The sequence below is a fragment of the Terrisporobacter hibernicus genome (assembly GCF_020809405.1).
GTDB classification, from domain to species: domain Bacteria; phylum Bacillota; class Clostridia; order Peptostreptococcales; family Peptostreptococcaceae; genus Terrisporobacter; species Terrisporobacter petrolearius.
On sequence record NZ_CP081135.1, the window covers coordinates 1279145 to 1298037 of the forward strand.

At 28.1% G+C, this 18893-nt stretch carries 18 protein-coding genes; 2 read left to right on the forward strand and 16 right to left on the reverse strand.

What is annotated here, in order from left to right:
• Positions 1 to 170: 170 nt before the first annotated feature.
• The 5 genes from JW646_RS06150 to JW646_RS06170 all read right to left on the reverse strand — a co-directional run bounded on the left by JW646_RS06150 (position 171) and on the right by JW646_RS06170 (position 5421).
• Complete coding sequence (locus JW646_RS06150) at positions 171 to 848, reverse strand: DUF2628 domain-containing protein (protein ID WP_228416934.1); 678 nt, start codon at positions 846 to 848, stop codon at positions 171 to 173.
• A gap of 145 nt (positions 849 to 993) precedes the next feature.
• Positions 994 to 2892, reverse strand: coding sequence for an ABC transporter permease (locus JW646_RS06155; protein WP_228416935.1), 1899 nt, complete (start codon positions 2890 to 2892; stop codon positions 994 to 996).
• Entirely contained in the window at positions 2879 to 3634 is a 756-nt protein-coding gene (locus JW646_RS06160; protein WP_228416936.1) for an ABC transporter ATP-binding protein, read from the reverse strand. Before JW646_RS06160 ends, JW646_RS06155 begins: the two co-directional genes overlap by 14 nt.
• 102 nt (positions 3635 to 3736) lie before the next feature.
• Complete coding sequence (locus tag JW646_RS06165; RefSeq protein WP_228416937.1) at positions 3737 to 4687, reverse strand: sensor histidine kinase; 951 nt, start codon at positions 4685 to 4687, stop codon at positions 3737 to 3739.
• Positions 4688 to 4743: 56 nt separating this feature from the next.
• Positions 4744 to 5421, reverse strand: a complete 678-nt coding sequence (locus JW646_RS06170) for a response regulator transcription factor (protein WP_074919333.1) — start codon at positions 5419 to 5421, stop codon at positions 4744 to 4746.
• A gap of 180 nt (positions 5422 to 5601) precedes the next feature.
• On the opposite strand from JW646_RS06170, the gene JW646_RS06175 reads away from it, so the two are divergent.
• Positions 5602 to 5859 carry a hypothetical protein gene (locus tag JW646_RS06175; RefSeq protein WP_074919335.1) on the forward strand — a complete coding sequence of 86 codons (258 nt, stop codon included), beginning with the start codon at positions 5602 to 5604 and terminating at the stop codon, positions 5857 to 5859.
• A gap of 127 nt (positions 5860 to 5986) precedes the next feature.
• Here JW646_RS06175 and JW646_RS06180 read toward each other — a convergent pair whose 3' ends face one another.
• The 4 genes from JW646_RS06180 to JW646_RS06195 are packed head-to-tail and all read right to left on the reverse strand — an operon-like array spanning position 5987 to position 10200.
• The gene (locus JW646_RS06180; protein WP_228416938.1) at positions 5987 to 7138 is read right to left on the reverse strand and encodes a Gfo/Idh/MocA family protein; all 1152 of its coding nucleotides are present in this window, start codon (positions 7136 to 7138) and stop codon (positions 5987 to 5989) included.
• Between the two features lie 13 nt (positions 7139 to 7151).
• A complete protein-coding gene (locus tag JW646_RS06185) occupies positions 7152 to 8051 on the reverse strand; it encodes a class II fructose-bisphosphate aldolase (RefSeq protein ID WP_331478070.1) in 900 nt (299 codons plus the stop codon).
• Positions 8015 to 9160 carry a carbohydrate kinase family protein gene (locus tag JW646_RS06190; RefSeq protein WP_228416939.1) on the reverse strand — a complete coding sequence of 382 codons (1146 nt, stop codon included), beginning with the start codon at positions 9158 to 9160 and terminating at the stop codon, positions 8015 to 8017. The genes JW646_RS06185 and JW646_RS06190 overlap by 37 nt, the downstream gene beginning before the upstream one ends.
• Positions 9161 to 9165: 5 nt before the next feature.
• Positions 9166 to 10200, reverse strand: coding sequence for a TIM barrel protein (locus tag JW646_RS06195; RefSeq protein WP_228416940.1), 1035 nt, complete (start codon positions 10198 to 10200; stop codon positions 9166 to 9168).
• Between the two features lie 222 nt (positions 10201 to 10422).
• Between JW646_RS06195 and JW646_RS06200 the strand changes: the two genes are divergently transcribed.
• Positions 10423 to 11394, forward strand: a complete 972-nt coding sequence (locus tag JW646_RS06200) for an AraC family transcriptional regulator (RefSeq protein WP_228416941.1) — start codon at positions 10423 to 10425, stop codon at positions 11392 to 11394.
• Between the two features lie 88 nt (positions 11395 to 11482).
• On the opposite strand, the gene JW646_RS06205 is transcribed toward JW646_RS06200, so the two are convergent.
• The 7 genes from JW646_RS06205 to mmdA all read right to left on the reverse strand — a co-directional run bounded on the left by JW646_RS06205 (position 11483) and on the right by mmdA (position 18891).
• Positions 11483 to 12610, reverse strand: coding sequence for a DUF3810 domain-containing protein (locus JW646_RS06205; protein WP_148557378.1), 1128 nt, complete (start codon positions 12608 to 12610; stop codon positions 11483 to 11485).
• Positions 12611 to 12729: 119 nt separating this feature from the next.
• Positions 12730 to 14355 carry an ABC transporter permease gene (locus JW646_RS06210; RefSeq protein WP_148557280.1) on the reverse strand — a complete coding sequence of 542 codons (1626 nt, stop codon included), beginning with the start codon at positions 14353 to 14355 and terminating at the stop codon, positions 12730 to 12732.
• A 9-nt stretch (positions 14356 to 14364) separates the two neighbouring features.
• On the reverse strand, positions 14365 to 15138 hold the full coding sequence (locus JW646_RS06215; RefSeq protein ID WP_148557279.1) for an ABC transporter ATP-binding protein: 774 nt from the start codon (positions 15136 to 15138) through the stop codon (positions 14365 to 14367).
• A gap of 185 nt (positions 15139 to 15323) precedes the next feature.
• Positions 15324 to 16490, reverse strand: a complete 1167-nt coding sequence (locus tag JW646_RS06220; RefSeq protein ID WP_334294962.1) for a sodium ion-translocating decarboxylase subunit beta — start codon at positions 16488 to 16490, stop codon at positions 15324 to 15326.
• Positions 16491 to 16553: 63 nt separating this feature from the next.
• Entirely contained in the window at positions 16554 to 16937 is a 384-nt protein-coding gene (locus JW646_RS06225) for a biotin/lipoyl-containing protein (protein WP_083399401.1), read from the reverse strand.
• A gap of 17 nt (positions 16938 to 16954) precedes the next feature.
• Positions 16955 to 17329, reverse strand: coding sequence for an OadG family transporter subunit (locus tag JW646_RS06230; protein ID WP_074919351.1), 375 nt, complete (start codon positions 17327 to 17329; stop codon positions 16955 to 16957).
• Between the two features lie 14 nt (positions 17330 to 17343).
• On the reverse strand, positions 17344 to 18891 hold the full coding sequence (gene mmdA / locus JW646_RS06235; protein WP_074919353.1) for a methylmalonyl-CoA decarboxylase subunit alpha: 1548 nt from the start codon (positions 18889 to 18891) through the stop codon (positions 17344 to 17346).
• Between the last annotated feature and the right edge of the window lie 2 nt (positions 18892 to 18893).

Here is an 18893-nt window from a genome sequence, read left to right on the forward strand (position 1 = left end):
AGTCTATCTATGAAATTTAAATAACTTAATTAAATTGTAACACAAGGTTTCAATAATGATTAGATTATTAACCTTTTTCGTTCCAAATACAATAAATAATACTATATAAATAAAAAAAGACACATAAATATAATATTTATGTATCTTAATTATTGTTGAATTTTATAATTCTAATAATAGTATGGAGAAGAGAACATAAATAAAAATGTTCCTAATGTACCTATCAATAATAAAAAAACTAGAGTTATTATGGCTAGTATTATTGGTATTGCTATATTAACTCCACCTTTATTTAATATTAATCTTTGTTTTATTTCGTCTCCCATGTTTATGAAAGAGTTTAATTGTTTTTGTATGTGCTTTAAGTAAGCTATATTTCCGTATAACCCTGAAATAACTGCTATTGCTATACTTATAATTAATGAAAAAGATGGCATTAATGATCCAATTAATATATCTGCTATAATAAGTCCAAAACCTATAGTATACATTTTTCTATATAAAAACCACCATGAATTAAAGAAAAATGCGGCCCAGTTCCAACTAGTAGATTTATAGAGTTCTTGGATTTCCTTAAATTTAGGTATATAGTATTCTTCTTTCTTTTGTATAAAGTTAACCATATCTATATTATCAAAATCTGCTTTATAATTTTCATCATAATTACTATCTGTAAAACTTCTATATGTTTCATTATTTTTTATAGTGTCTTTAATATTTTCAGTAGCATTTTTTACATTATCCTCTATTGTTATTAATTTATTTCCACAGTTTGTACAAAACTTAGCATTTTTTGAACTTTTTTTCCCACATTTTGAGCAATATATGAACTTATTTTCCTCAGACATAACTTTCTCTCCTTAAATTTTTTAATAAGTATTTTTATTTTACTATTATTAATATATTCTTACAATAGAGTCTAATATGATAATACACTAGTAGGTTACTTTATATACAATAAAAGCCAGAAGATTTCTCTTCTGACTTAATTTATTATTTGGTTAAAGATATATATTTTTTTGAAGTTAATAAGTAGTAAACTAGATAAATTACTGAGAAAACAATAGTTGTTATTATAGTAGAAAACCTTCCATCTTGGTTAAACAAATTTGTTACTGCATAACTAGCTACTGTGCTATGGATAATAGCTACTATAGCGGGGAATAAGAAAAATATTCCAACCTGTTTATAAATAGATTTATTAATATATTCTTGATTTGTTCCTATTTTTCTCAATGTATCAAATCTAGGCTTATCTTTGCTTGCATCCGAAATACATTTAAAATACATAATACTTCCTACAGATATTATAAATACCAGTGACATAAATAGGCCTATAAAATAAATTGCGTTTATAAAGTTATAACTATCTTCATTGAAATTATCTACACTATAAGGTTTTATATTACTATTTTTCTTTATATCTTTAGCTATATTGGCACTATTTTCAAAATGTTTTAAGGTGATACAAGATATATTTTCTGTATCTTTATTTAAGTCTTTTTTTAAGGAATTGAATGTACTATCATTTACAACAACCGAAGGAAGATTTCCTCTAAAAAATCCAAATAAATTCATTGCATAGTAGTCAACTATTTTAATATTTCTATTTGCTAAATCAAAATCCACTTTAAAGTCAAAAGCATTTATTAAATTTTTAGGAATTATTAATATGGCTTCATTGTCATTTAACTGTGTCTTTAAAAATTTATTCTCATTATCCATATCTCTATACTCACACAATTTTTTTATATCTGAATATTTTATAAAATCCATATTACCTGCAAACATAAACGGTGATTCTTTTTTACCGTTTTCAGTAATATCTATATGCATAATCTCAGTCTGTAGTTTAAAATCAACCTTCTCATCACTTTTGTTTAAAGCTTCTGAAACAACCTTATTATCTAAATTTCCTTCATACATTATGCTATATGGATATTCAGATTCTTTACCTTCAGTAAAAACAGTTCTAGTAGCAATAGATACTATTACACAAGTCAAGCAACAAGTTATTAATACTGCAATTTGACCTAAAACTTTATTATTATCTCTTATTCTAAAAATTATATTATTGTAGCTTAAAATATTAGTTTTTTTATATAAGAAATTTTTATTATTAATTAATTTTGAAACTAAAAAAGTAAAAAACCCTTTAAACAATAGCATTGTTCCTATTATAACCATAATTACTGTAAGAAATATGGCAATTGGGAATGATATGTTATATTTGTTATAATACAAAATAACAACATAAGCTAAAACTATTACCATTAATCCTAAGATGCCTTGTAATGTTTTATTTTTACTATTATCAGTTTGATATATATTTGTTGCATTAATAAGTTTTGTTATATCTGTTTTGACTAAAACTATATATTCTTTAATAAATACACAGACTAATATACATAAAAATATTAAACTAGTTATTAAAATTGCCTCTTTTGAAATTTCAAACTTCATCACTGTGTTTACTTTAGAAATTTTAGCTAATGCCATTAAAAATAATTTATTAGTTAAAATTCCCCCAATAATACCGCCAACTAAAGCTATTATACCTGTTAATAATCCTTCCCCAGCAAACAATAAAGCTATTTTATTATTTTCCACACCCATAAAAGTGTAAATCCCAAATTCTTTTTTTCTCTGTTCTATAAAAAAACTACTTGAGTAAGAAATAAAAAATACAAAGAATAAACACAATACTAATGCACAAACACCTGCTAAAGATGATATTATATTTAAATCTTGTATCTGTCTAAATTGTTCACTAAACATCAATGTTATAAAGTTATAAAATACTACAATAGAAAATACCATAGAAAATATGTACATTCCATAGTTTTTCAAATTCTGCTTTAAGTTCATAAAAGAAAGTTTAAAGAAGTTCATTTACTTCACCTCCCATGGAAGTAAGCAAATTCATTATACTATTGTAGAATTCTTTTCTATTTCCCGAACTATCTATTCTAGCATTTAGTTTTCCATCCTTCATAAAGATAACCTTTTTAGAATAACTTGCACTAAATGGATCGTGTGTAACCATAATAACTGTTACATTAAATTTTTCATTCATATCTTTTAAACAGTTTAATAGCTCTGATGATGATTTTGAATCTAGTGCTCCTGTTGGCTCATCAGCAAAAATTATCTTTGGTGATGTTATAAGCGCTCTAGCTGCTGCTGCTCTTTGTTTTTGTCCTCCAGATAATTCATAAGGATATTTTTTAAGATGAGCTTCTATTCCAAAAAATTTAGCAAGTCTCACAACTTCTTCTTTTATTTTACTTTGTTTTTCATTACCAATTACAAGAGGTAGGGCTATATTATCCTCCACACTCATGCTATCTAATAAGTTATAGTCTTGAAAAATAAAACCAATATTATCTCTTCTAAATTTAGACAGCTCTTTATTGTTCATTTTACTTATATCTTTATTTTCATAATATACATTTCCTGATGTAGGTTTATCTACTGTTGATAATATATTTAGCAAAGTAGTTTTTCCTGCTCCAGAAGGTCCCATTACAGACAAAAATTCTCCTTCTTTTACTTCTAAATTAATATCTTTTAAAATCTTAAATGTATTTTTATTATTTTTAATATCTTTTTTCAAATTAATAGTTTTTAACATATTACCCTCCAAATTTCTAATATTTATTATACTTATATTTTATAAGTTTCAGATATTTACTTCCATCTCTTAACCTAACACTTTGGAGATAATATGTGTCATTTATGTCACATTGAAGTAATCTGATAAGTTGTAGAAGGTAATATATACATCACAAAATTCATTTGGTGTTGATATTACGTTTATATCATGACTTAATTTATTTAAGATTTTCTTTGATATATAAAGTCCCATACCTGTTGATTTTGTTTTTTTTCTTCCGTTTTGTCCAGTAAATCCTTTGTCAAATATTCTTTCTATATCTTGAGGTACAATTCCCATACCATGGTCTTTTATATGAAGCTCGCATCCTTTTTTATTTTCCTTCAAATAAATTTCTATTTTTCCACCCATCTGACTATACTTGATTGCATTATCTATTATTAGTTCAATTATATGAGTAATCCATTTTTTATCAGTAAGAACAGTTTTATTTAATTGATTAACATTCAAATCAATTTTGTTATATATAAATTGATATTTATTTTTCTTTATTACTTCTTTTACTACTTGCTCCAAGTTTACTTCATTTATTATGAAGTCTGAATTATAGTTTCCTGCTCTACTTGAATACATTGCTTGTTCCACTAATTTATCTATACGACTAACTTCACTATTAATTCGCTTAGATAATTCCCTACTATCATCAATTTCATTTACTCTTTTTCCTATTATTTGGAGAACTGAAATAGGAATTTTAACTTCATGAATCCAGCTTGTCATGTAATCATTTATATCTTCTAATTCATTTCTTAAACTATCTACTTCTTTCTCATTCTCTTCAATTAAATATTTTACATTTTTATAAATATAATCACTTTTCAAATCATCATGTTCTTCTCTTATATTATGTATTGAATTTATAAATTTTTTATTTTTTTTCTTATAATTTCCATATCCAATAAATATGAAAATAACAACAGATAAAATTGATAAAATATTAATATAAATTAAAGTGTCAATACTCTTACTTAAATTAGGATCTAGAAGCACAGTAACATCAACTATTAACATTATAAAAATAATTAAAATCAAAAATATCTTTACTTCTTTTAAATACTTTCGCAAACTCATTTTATTATATATCCTTGCCCTTTTTTAGTTTCTATAAAATCATTCAGCCCTATTGAATCTAGCTTCTTTCTCAACCTATTAACATTTACTGTTAAAGTATTCTCACTTATAAATTCATCTGTATCCCAAAGTTCTTCTATTATTTCATCTCTACTTACTATTTTTTCTTGGTTTTCCATTAATATTTTCATAATTTTTAACTCATTTTTAGTAAGCTCAGTATTTTCATCTTTAAAATATATATTGCCATCAACTATGTTCAGTGTAATATCTTTAAATTTAATTATTTCACTTTTTAAATCATTATTATAAGAGTAAGTTCTTCTAAGTATGGCTTGAATTTTGGCAACTAAAATTTGTGGTGAAAAAGGTTTAGTAATATAGTCATCTCCACCCATATTTATAGACATAATTATATCCATATCATTATCTCTAGAGGAAATAAATATTATTGGTACTTTCATAAAATTTCTAATTTGTGAACACCAATAAAATCCATCATAACAAGGTAAGTTAACATCCATTAAAATTAATTTTGGGTTACATTGTAATACCTCATCTGTTATATTTTCAAAATCATTTACCTCACAAGCACTGTATCCCCACTTACCCAAAGTTAAGCTAATTTCTCTACTTAGAGCCTTATCATCTTCTATTATAAAAATATCCATCATTATATCCCCCTTTTTTTCATCTTCAAATCAATATTATTATATATCAATTATAATCCATTCTATTGTTTTTCTTTCAATTTGTATATTATTAAGATTTGATTTCAGATAATATTTAGCTTATTTTATTGTTTTTATGTAAATAATAAATAAAACTATTTAAATTAATTGGAGGTGTATTCTTTGAATTATAAAAATACCATAAATCATAATTGTAATATTAAGTGTCCTAAATGCAATCATACATATTCATATGACTTTAAACTTGAAGATTTGAAAAAAAATAATAATAAAAGCAGATCTCTTGAGAATTGCTATGAATTTTTAATTTATTTAATTTGTAAAAATCCACTATGCAATTACGATATGGAAATTAAAGGAGAAACCATTGTAAGTTCTTCAAATACTCTAAATTCAATAAAAATCACTTCTATTAAATAAGATAAAGAGCTCATAAAATATGAGCTCTTTATCTTGATACTTTATATTCTTATCTACCAGTATTTAACCTATCCCATTGTACTGTATAATGTAACTGATCTTTTCCTAATTAATTCCCTCTAAAAAATCATTTCAAATTTTTCAAATCAATCCATACATTCCCATTCTCACTACTTTTCAGGCATGCTTCAACAAATAAAACACCTTCAAATCCATCAGTAATTGTTGGATAGTCAATCATGCATTCATCAAAAGTATTATCTTTTTTGGCTTTAATACACTCCATAAAACTTAAATATAAATTTGCCATAGCTTCAAGCCATCCTTCTGAATGACCGCTTGGAAGTCTTTCATACTTAGACACACTTTCACCAATAACCCTATATCCTCTATGAACTTCATTAATACTTCCGTCTTCTTTAATTATTATTACTTTTTCTGGCGTTTCCTGAAACCATTGAACACTACCTTTGCTACCATATATACGTATTCTTAAACCATTGTCATGACCTATGGCAATTTGAGAAGTCCAATACATTCCTGTTGCACCATTTTCATATTCAACTAGAACCATATCGTTATCATCTAATTTACGTCCAGGAACCACTGTATCCATTTTTGCTAACACTTTTTTTATCTTAAGTCCTGTCATAGTAGCTACTGCATTTTCAACGTGAGTGCCTAAATCACCCAAACAGTTAACATTACCTGATTGTTGTGGATCACATCTCCACTCTCCTTGCTTTCCACCACAATCATTTTCATGAGCAAGCCAACCTTGAGGGTATTCAGCCATAACAGTTCTTACTTCCCCAATTTCTCCACTTTTTATTATTTCTTTTATATGTTTTGCTGTCACATGACCCATATAAGTATAAGTAACCATAAATAATAAATTCTTTTCTTTTGCCAATGATTCTAATTCCATAGCTTCTTTTGATGTCACCGTTACTGGTTTATCACAAGATACATTAATTCCAGCTTCTAAAAAAGCTTTGCATATTTCATAGTGTGAGTTATTTGGTGTAACTATAACAACAAAATCAATGCCATCTTCTTTGTTGGATTCGCTTTGGGCCATATCCAATGCACTTTCATAACATCTATCTTCACAAATCCCCAGCTCTTTACCCATAAGTTCATTTTTTTCTTTTGTTCTAGAAAAACATCCTGCAACAATTTTAGCTTTCCCATCTAAGTTGATGGCACGCCTATGTGCATCACCAATGAATCCGTCTGGTCCTCCACCTACCATTCCATAATTTAAAACTTTTTTCATATCTATGGCCTCCTTAATATATCTTTCCAATAGAATTAAATAGTTTCATTTTATTAATAACAGATTGTTTTATAGTTTCAATTTCATAAGGTATCATATCTGTTACACATTTTTTTCCATGAACAAATGCTTGCTTAGCGCCAATAGCTGCAGCTTCATTTATATCTGTAAAAATATTTATCTTACTTATTCCTCTTTTTATTGATTTTTTGAAATCCTCATCTGACAAACCAGATCCTCCGTGAAGCACTAAAGGTACGTCAATTGTATTTGCAATAGTTGAAATTCTTTTAAAATCCAGTTTTGGCTTAAACTTATAAGCGCCATGAGCAGTGCCTACAGCAATGGCTAAAGCATCTATTTTTGTTTCTTCTACATATTCTTTTGCCTGCAGTGGGTCAGTGTAAAAATCTTCTGGATTAACCAATAATGAATCGCCTTCTGTAGAATACTCATTATCACCCACATGACCTAATTCAGCTTCTACAGTTGCACCAAATTGATGTGCAATATATGTAAGTTCTTTTACTTTTCTCATATTTTCTTCATAAGTATCAATTGAACAATCATACATAACAGATGAAAATCCTAGTTCAAGAGCTTTAATACATTTTTCAAAGGTTAAACCATGATCATAATGAATAACTACTGGTACTCTTGCTTTTTTAGCCATAGGCACAAGAAAATAAGATAATTCTTCCAATGGCCCATAAGGTAGCAATACTTCTGCCGTTCCCATAATAACTGGTGAACCAGTTTCTTCCGCTGCTTGTATAATCCCCCTAGCAAGTTCTAAATTTACTGCATTAAATAATCCAACAGCATATTTATTATTTTTTGCTGGTAATAAAACTTCATTAAGATTTACTAACATATTTAATCCCTTTCTCTTATTAAGTCTTGCTTTTTCCATCCTCTATTTATAATCTCTTCAAGTTCATCTAGTGGTTTAATTCCACTTAAGGCATCATAGGTACTTACACAAAATGCACCTGTGGCTACAGATAACTGCATGCATTTATCAAATGAATATCCTCTTAACATGGCTGTAATGAAAGATGCTATGCTTGTATCTCCAGCACCTGTGGCTGATACTACTTTGCCTGGCTCATAACTTTTTTCAAACCCTTCTCTATTTGACCATGAACCTAAATTTAATTTTATATTTAAACTTATTGAAGATAATTTATCTTTATCTCCTGTTTTATAATAAATTCCTGGCGCTCCACATTTTATTAATACAACTTTTGCACCCATATTTATAAGTTTATCTGCTAAAGGCTTAACATCATTAATAGATATAATACTCGTAATATCTTTTCCATTGGCCTTTATAACCCATTCATTAAATTTTTCTTTATCAATCATAAATGCTAATTCCTCCACACTTGGAAGAAAGAAATCCACATAAGGAAGTACTCTTTCCAGTATAGAATTCCAATCCACACTTCCTGCTTCTGATAAAGGGTCTATGGATGCCATGTCTAGAGAAGTAGCTATATTATACGCTTTCATATTTTTGAATATCTTTAGTAATTCTTCTCCTTGATTTTTATAAATGCTCTTCATCAAAGGAGGATATCCAAAGTGAAATAAGGATACATCCTCTAACATATCTTCACTTATATCATTAGCTACAAAATCGTCATTTGCTCCTGAATTATGTAAAAAAATTCTATCTACTCCTGGTGGCGAAATAACTATGGAGTAGGATGTACTAGTGTTTGGCGAAGAAATCATTTTATCTGATACATTATATTTATCTAGTATATTCATAATTAATTGACCGAAATAGTCTTCTCCTATTTTACCAACTAACTTTACATCTGCTCCTAAAATTTTCATTGCTAATCCAGTATTAGCAACAGCCCCTCCTGTATGAACATCTGCTTTATCCACATTAGCTAACTTACCTGGTATTAATATATCTTTAAGCTCTTTTTGGGGATTTGATGGGAAAACTGGAGTAATATCCAAACAAATATGGCCTGCTACCATTACTTTTTTATTATTTTTCAACATATTATCTACTCAATCCCCATTAGAAGGTTCATAACGTACATTTCTAGACCTTCAAAATCTCTATTTTCAACACATTTTCGTTGGAAATTATAATCAAATCTTAGGACTTTTTCTTCTAATGCTTTTGCTATTTTTAAACTATTTTCCAAATGCTTATATCTATCTTCATTATTTGTTGTTCTCATAGCTTTAACATCCAGACCTATATATTCACCATTTGAACCATAGTTATTTTCCATTAATACTTTTATTTGATTGAATGCTTGTCTAAGATTTTCCACACCAAAAGTTTTATCTTGGTCAAATTTAATTCCATTTTGGTCATTTAAATGTACTCCCCAAAGTTTTCCCATGGCAAGTCCAAATCCTATTTCATGAGAAGGATCTAATCCTGCTAGTATGGCATGGGCTGATTCAAGCAAACCACCTACTCTAGATGGATTAATTGTTGCTGCAGATACTCCCATAACATGTCCAATGGTTCCACATATACTTCTATCTATGGGCTCATTTGGCTTTGGTTCAATTAAAATTTTTATTTTTTCATCATATTCAAGCATTTTATTTATAGCATTTATTAATTGATTAGTTGCCCATACTGGGCTTTTACTTTCTGCACAAAGTGTTCCTTCTCTTGCCAGCCACAATACAACTTTGTCGCAACCTAATTCATTTGCTATATCAATAGAACGATATGCTCTCCACATGGCAAACTCTCTATCTTCCTTACAAGTTGACATAAATCCTCCATCAATTGTATGAGAGTCCATCCACAATCTTGGTGCAACAAATTCTGCAACTAAATTATATTTATCTAAAATAGATTTTACTTTTCTTGCTTCTATTTTTATTTCTTCTTCACTTAATTCATTCATATTAGGTACTGCATCATCATCATGAAATTGAATTGCACTAAATCCTATCTCTGCAAATTTTTTAACTTTCTCTTCAAAATCAACTTCATTTCTTGTTGCAGGTCCATAAGAATCTGCTCCATCATGTACATTCCATGGTCCAACTGAAAATTTAAATTTAGACATTTTTATTTCCCCCTATTTATAATTTACCTTTCTAACTTAATTCTATATGAAATGCTTAGTTTATCTCTGTCATAGTTCGTTATAAATATAAGACTATCTAGCTTTTTACAAAATAATTGCAAAATATGAAATAAAAGTATATAAGTATATTAAGAGGATAGTTTAATTAGTAAATTTAGCTTTATATAAATTTTTTAATTTTTAAAATAAGGGGTAAGTAAAATGAAAGATGAATTTGAAATCATAGAACATTCTCATATTAAATATTTAAATGTGTTTTTAGTTAATATGAATTATCGTAGTCCTCATTTACATAGAGAATTTGAATTGATTTTAGTTCTTCATGGCGATGTTACAATTAAAACCAAACAAGAAATTTATAACCTTTCATCTGGTTCCTCTGTTATTTTTAATCCTAATCAACCTCATGAAATTAAATCGGACAATAATAGTTCTTTGATTCTTTGTGTCCAAATTTCACCAAAGTTTTGTAGTGATTATTTTCCCAATATGTCTAATCTAGTTTTTGACACTTTCAACATTAGACAGAATGCTTCTAATGATACTTATAAATATATTCAATCACTTACCCTAAAGTTAGGATATTTCTATTATAAAAAAAGAAATGGATATGAGTTTTCTTGTATGAGTATTATTAATCAACTATTTAGTATTTTTTTAGATATATTACCTTATCACATTATTTCCGACGAAGAAAAAAGATTTAATCAAATAAAAATAGAACGTTTAAATAGAATCTTAAACTATATTGATGAGAACTATATGTACAAACTTAAATTATCTCATATTGCTGAAAGAGAGAATTTATCTGTATCATATTTATCCCACTTTATTAAAGACAACTTGAATGAGTCATTTCAAGAATATATAAATAACCATAGGTTTAATCAAGCTAAAAAGCTTCTTCTTACTACAGATATGAAATTAATAGATATTTGTATGGAGTGTGGATTTTCTGATTATCGTTATCTTTATAAAGTATTTAAGGAAAACTATAACTGTACCCCAAAAGAATATGTGAAGTTATATGGTCAAGTTCCTCTTAAGATGAAAACTCATTCTAATGAATCTTGTGAAAATTTTTATACAAGTAAAAATACTTTGAACATTTTAGATAAGTATATAATAAATGATGATTTTATCATGGATGATTTGTTTAATTCATTAGTGTAAACATCAATTTATAAATGTGCTCAAATTATAAATATAATAAAAAAATAGCTATAAATTAGTTTTTTGTTAACTAATCTATAGCTACTTTTCAATTGTATTCATATAAACTGTAGTATATTAAAAATAAATTTACTACTTTCCCATAACTATCTGTTCCTTCTTTTACTCCATTAGCTTTTAAATAATTATTATTCATTTTGTCTGATACTTCATTTACTTTTCCTTCATATTTACTCCAAAATTCACTACTATTATTTAAGTCATTTTTTACTGATTGAGATAAATTTCTACTTAACTCTTTAAATTTATCATAATCTACTTTTGCAAGAGCTGATGCAGTGTATTTAAGAGCTAATATATATCCTGAGTATTGAAAATCAAGGTCCTCATTATTTATACAAGCTATATATGCTAAAAAATTGCACTCATCTTCACTTCCATACCCCCTTTGATGAGCCATTTCATGTAATGTGGTAAATGGTATATAAATATCTGGTGCAGCAATATTTACATTTGCTTCTCCTGTAAAAGGTGAGTAAATTCCCGTTATTCCTGTATAACATAGTAAACTTGAGTTCATTATAGGTTTTGCATGGGCATAACTTCCTCTTTTATTTAAATTTAATATATTAACATTCTCATATCCATTATTCGCTCTTTTCAAAACTTCTTTGCGATTCGTGTTACATCTCATTACATTTTTATTATCTTCAAAAACTTTCTGTCTGGCATTATTACATTTTTCAACTAAAAACCTATATAGACTTACTAAATCATCTTCATCATAATTAACATCTTTAATATTTTCATTGTGACTTATATTATAATCTGCAATTAAAGAATCTTTTAAGTCCATACGATTGTAATTTATTCCCCACAACACAATGAAAAGGAAATAAACTATACCTACTATGGATATTATATTTAATATTGAGTTTTTTAAGTAAACAAAAGTACTTCTAGGATTTTTAAGTATAAAATAAATTGAGTAAATCAAAAATATTAAAATAGATAATACTACAATATAAATTAGAATTTCAAATAACGAAAATGGAAAAATACTAAAAATTTTACTCATGAATTTTGCAGAGTATATGTTAATTCCATTAGAATAATATTTATCCACTAAATTTGGCATATCTTTTGTAATTACATTAAGTAATATTCCTAGTATTAACAGAGAAATAGATATAATTCTAAACTTTTTTATTACCATCACCACCTTTATTCCTAATAACTATATTATAAGTTTATTTTTCATGTTTTTGTAAAAAAATAAAGAAGCAATAGAAAGTAGTAAAATACTAATTCCTTACTTCTTTATTTATATAAATTCTAAGCCTTAATACATTTACTCCACAGAATAAATGCAACAAACATTAAAATTGTGCTATATGCTACTAATGCATATACATTAGATAATGCCAAATAATTTATTCCTACTCCTACACATAAAATAACCATTCCTAATAAAGTATTGATTAAGTTTTGACTTTTATTCACGTCACCAAATTTTAGTGTAAAAGGTAAGGTATTTTTTCCTAACATATGCTCAATAACTATGAAAACTAATAAAAACACAAAAGCAGTAATTAAAATTGGCAATACTTTGATCCCAAAAATAACTATGAAAATAATACTTTCAAATAAATATAATGGCAATAATATATTGGCTAATAGCGCTTTATATGCACCTTTATATACATTTGACTTATCGCTTATATAAGCTGTTTCATAAATCCACGCTGCTTTATAATCATTAGAATATTGTAATGTCATTAATAAGGTTGGAACCATAAAAATAAACCAATAAATATTTAATGACATATGTAAAGATATATTTTTTATTTCACTTATGGAATCCATTGAATACATAAATATGAATAATAGTGGAAATACAATATTAAAACCTAAGCTAGGATATGTCATAAGTTTAAATTCTCTTTCTCTTTTTATTATGGAAGAAGAAAGATCATAAACTGCTTTTTCTTCATTATTTCTGCATGTCCATTTTCCAATTCTATAAAATAGTCTGTGTTTCTTTTCTTTTTCACTATCTTTTACAATATTTAATTTCGAAAGAGAATCTTCAAATTTTGATGTATTTTTTATATATAAACTAATAGCTATAACCGGTACAATTAAAGCTAATACAATTAAAATAATTATTATTTCGTTAATTTGACCCCCATTAATCGCATGTAAAGGTGATGCAAACCACATTGGCGGTAAAATCAAATTCCATATGTTACTTTTGTATACTATATTTATATCAACTATATCAAACATTCTACCTAAAAATTGATAACTTATAGTCATTATTATTGTTAATCCTATTTGAACAAAATTTATTATGTCTTTAACTTTTTCTCCGTCAAAAAATCTTAAAATCAGAAGATATAATAAGGCTGTTATTACAACCATAAATATATCTATTACCATTAATTCTAATATGAAAATAACCCCTATTAAAATACCTGATTTAAATGAACCTATAATTGCAAGCCAAGATAATGCAAGTGAAGTCAGGAAAATATAATAACATATATGAGTTAACTTGGCTGCGTTAATTGTCTTATTGTCAACACCTTTAGTACCTATTATATTCTTATCTCTTACATCTAAAAGAACACTTGAAAAATCTGATATGAAAATTGTTAATATAAAAAACATAAACATACCAAAAACTATAGTATACGTATACATAATATTAAAGGGAAACATTGTTATTATTCCAATGAAAATTCCCATAATTGCATACATAATTAACGCTTTATTAAATGAGTTTTTGTCCTCTTTGTCACCACCACTATTAGAGTTTTGCATTACTGTAGATGTTCTTCTACTATCAAGAGTCAATTTCATACTTAAAATCAGTCTCATACTTTCATAATCTACGCCCATTTTAGTATATATGCCCTTAAACTTATCTAAAATATTTAAAAATTTATATTCTTTCATATTATTCACCTACTTAATTGCCATTGCAATTTTATCTGCAATTTCTTTGTGATTGTTAAATCCAGTCATTTCATTAAATATTTCTTCCAATGATCCTTCATGAGAGTTTTCTTTAAGTTCTTTAAAACTTCCATCAGCAACTATTTTTCCATTGTTAAGAAGAACAATTCTATGACTTATTTTCTCTACCACATCCATAATATGAGATGAATAAAAAATAGTTTTTCCTTCCTTTGCAAATATTTCAAGAAGTTCCTTAACAATCATTACGGAATTAGCATCTAATCCACTTAATGGTTCATCTAAAAATAATATCTCTGGATTATGAATAATACTAGAAATAAGTATTAATTTTTGTCTCATCCCTTTGGAGAATGTTGATATCCTTGTGTTCAAATAATCTTCTATTCCAAATAAACTCATGAGTTCTTTTGCTTTTATTGTTGATGTATCCAAGTCTAAATCATATAATTGACCAATAAAATTTAAATATTCCATTGCAGTTAAGCTTTCATATACATCTGATACTTCTGGCACATACCCTATCTTCTTTTTGTATTCGCCTTTTGTGTTCTTAATATTTTTATCAAATATTATTACATCACCTTCATATCCATCTACAATTCCCAGCATAATTTTTACAGTTGTACTCTTACCTGCACCATTAGCCCCTATATATCCAATAATTTCTCCTCTCTTTACTTGAAGATCAACACCTTTTAATACTTCTTTTCCTCCAAATTGTTTTTTTAAATTTCTTAATTCTAATATTATTTCATACATATCTCAATCTCCTTTTTTATGTATAGATTCAAAATTTTTATATGATCATAAAAATTATTAACTAACAAATATTCATGTTTTGTAATTACTAATTATTTTATAAGACTTATTAAATCTAGTCTATAATATATAAAGATTAAAAAAGTATCTTACACAATTGTAAGATACTTTTTTAATCTTTATTCTTATCCAAATAGACTAAGTAAAATACCTGCTGCTACTGCTGATCCTATAACTCCTGCAACATTTGGTCCCATAGCATGCATTAATATAAAGTTTCCTGGACATTCTTCTTGAGCAACTTTTTGAGATACTCTAGCTGCCATTGGCACCGCTGATACACCTGCTGAACCAATTAATGGATTTACTTTCTCCTTACATATTAAGTTCATTAGTTTAGCAAATAATACACCTGCTGCTGTTCCTACACCAAATGCCAATACACCAAGTCCAAATATCATAAGAGTTTGAGTACTTAAGAAGATACTTGCTTCTGCAGACGCTCCTACGGATACTCCTAAGAATATTGTAACTATGTTCATTAATGCATTGGATGCTGTATCAGATAATCTATCTGTAGCACCAGACTCTTTAAGTAAATTGCCAAACATAAGCATACCTATTAACGTAGCAGCTGATGGTAGCAATAATGATACAACAATTGTAACTGCTATTGGAAATATTATTTTTGCTTTTTTTGAAACTTGTTTAGATTGAGTCATAACTATACATCTTTCTTCTTTAGTAGTTAAAGCTCTCATTATTGGAGGTTGAATTATTGGAACTAATGCCATATAAGAATACGCTGCAACAGCTATTGGTGCTAATAAATGTGGTGCTAATTTAGTAGTTAAATATATTGCAGTTGGTCCATCTGCTCCCCCTATTATACCTATTGATGCTGCCGCTTGTGCTCCAAATCCTAATACTAAAGCGCCTAAAAAAGTTGTAAATATACCAAATTGTGCAGCCGCACCTAATAATATACTCTTAGGATTTGCAATTAGCGGTGCAAAATCTGTCATTGCTCCTACTCCTAAGAAAATTAATGGTGGAAATATTCCTAGTTGATCACCTAAAAATAGATATTTTAATAATCCACCTGTTGTTTCTGTATTTATATATGCCGATGTACCTTCCTTTAATGCGTCTACTCCTTCTGGTGATATAAGCTGTATTTTAGAAACTGCTTCATTCATAACTCCTGATAATGGAAGGTTTGATAGTAACATCCCAAATGCTATTGGAATTAATAATAACGGTTCAAATCCTTTAGCTATGGCTAAGTATAGTAATATACAGGATACCACTATCATTACTATTTGTTGCCAAGTTATATTGACAATCCCCATTGTTTGTATAAAATCTATTATAACCTCTCCCACGGGTTTTTCCCCCTTCTATATATATTTAAATTATCCTATTGTAACTAATAGATCTCCTGAGTTAACAGAAGAACCATTGCTAGCTTTTACTTCTTTTACTGTACCATCAGATGGTGCTAGTATTTCATTTTCCATCTTCATAGCTTCTAGTATTAGTAAAATATCACCTTTAGAAACGCTTTGACCTTCACTTACATTAACTTTACTTATTGTTCCTGGCATTGGTGCCAATACACTACCACTTCCTACTGCAGATGCTGATGCAACTTTCTTTGGTGTTACTGCTTTTTTTTCAGTTGGTTGAGAGGCCACTTGTGATTGTGGTCTTGCAACACTCTCCCCACTTGCTCCTAATTCCTCAACTTGAACTTCATAAGCATTTCCATTTACCACTATATTGTAATTTTTTATCATTATAAGTACCCCCTATTTTATACCTCAATATTATGTGTTTTTTCCCAGTTACTTTGAATGTTATTTGTTCTATTTATTCTTTTTACAACTATATTTTTATTCCCAGAAGCAACAATGGCCGCAGTTATTATGGCAATTAAATCATCATTATTTTCTGTAATTGACTCTTCTTGGCCTTCTTGATTTTCATTAAATTTTATTTGTGCCATTTTATCTTTCTTATCATTTGGAGCTACATTTACTACTCTTATAATTAACGCTATTAAAACCAATACTATAAATACTACTACCATAGATAATAATGCTGTTACACACCCGCCTAAAAGGCGTTCACCCATTGGCATTGAAGCAGCATCTACTTTCAATGCCTCCAGTAATTGACTTATATTCATTATTTATCACCTTCCTATAGAGGTATATTTCCATGTTTCTTAAATGGTCTGCTTTCTCTCTTTGATGCCAACATATCTAGGGCATCAGCTATTCTGATTCTACTAACTTCTGGCTCTATAACATCATCTATATAACCTCTTTCAGCAGCTTTATATGGTGTTGCAAATTCATTTGTATATTCTTCAATTTTTTGTGCTCTAGTCTTTGCTGGATCTTGTGCATCTTTTATTTCTTTTTTAAATACTATATTGGCTGCACCGCTTGGTCCCATAACTGCAACTTCTGCAGTTGGCCATGCTAATACTATGTCTGCTCCTAAGTCCTTAGAGCACATTGCTAAATAAGATCCTCCATAAGCTTTTCTTGTTATCAATGTAATTTTGGGAACTGTTGCTTCACTATATGCATAAAGCATCTTAGCTCCATGTCTAATTATTCCTCCGTATTCTTGTTCGCTACCCGGTAAAAAACCTGGTACATCTACTAAACTAATTATTGGAATATTAAAAGCGTCACAAGTTCTTATGAATCTTGCTGCTTTGTCTGACGCATTTATATCTAAGCTCCCAGCCATGATATTTGGCTGATTTGCAATTATACCTATACTTTCACCATTTATTCTTGCAAATCCAGTTATTATATTTTTTGCAAAGAAAGGTTGAACTTCGTAAAAATAGCCTTCATCAATTATTTCATATATAATATCTTTCATATCATAAGCTTTATTTGAACCGTCAGGAATTATAGTATTTAATTTATCTAATATTACATTTGGCGAGTCATTTGTTTCAACTAAAGGTGTTTTTTCAGTATTATTAGACGGCAAGAAACTTAATAACGTTTTGATTTGATTTATACAATCTTCATCATTTTGAGCTATAAAATGAGCAACACCTGAAGTTGTATTATGAGTTGATGCTCCACCTAATTCTTCTGCACTTACTTCTTCTCCTGTAACTGTTTTTATAACTTGTGGGCCTGTTATAAACATTTGACTTGTTTGATCTACCATATATATAAAATCTGTAAGAGCTGGAGAATAAACTGCCCCACCCGCGCAAGGTCCCATTATTGCAGATATCTGAGGAATAACTCCTGAAGCAATTGTATTTTTAAGGAATATTCCACCATATCCTGCAAGAGCATCTACTGCTTCTTGTATTCTTGCTCCACCTGAATCATTAAGACCTATTACTGGAGCTCCCATTTTTATTGCTAATTCCATTACTTTTACTATTTTTTTAGCATGCATTTCTCCCAATGAACCACCAAGAACTGTAAAATCTTGAGCATACGCATAAACTAATCTTCCATTAACTTTTCCATAGCCACATACTACACCCTCACCAGGTGCACTTTGTTTTTCCATTCCAAAATTTGTACATCTATGTTTTACAAAAGCATCAACTTCAACAAAAGTATTTTCATCAAATAATAAATTTAATCTTTCTCTTGCTGTTAATTTACCTGATTTATGTTGTTTTTCAATTCTTTTTTCTCCACCACCAAGCTCTATAATTTCCCTAGTTTTCTTAAGCAAGTTTAATTTTTCAACAGACATCT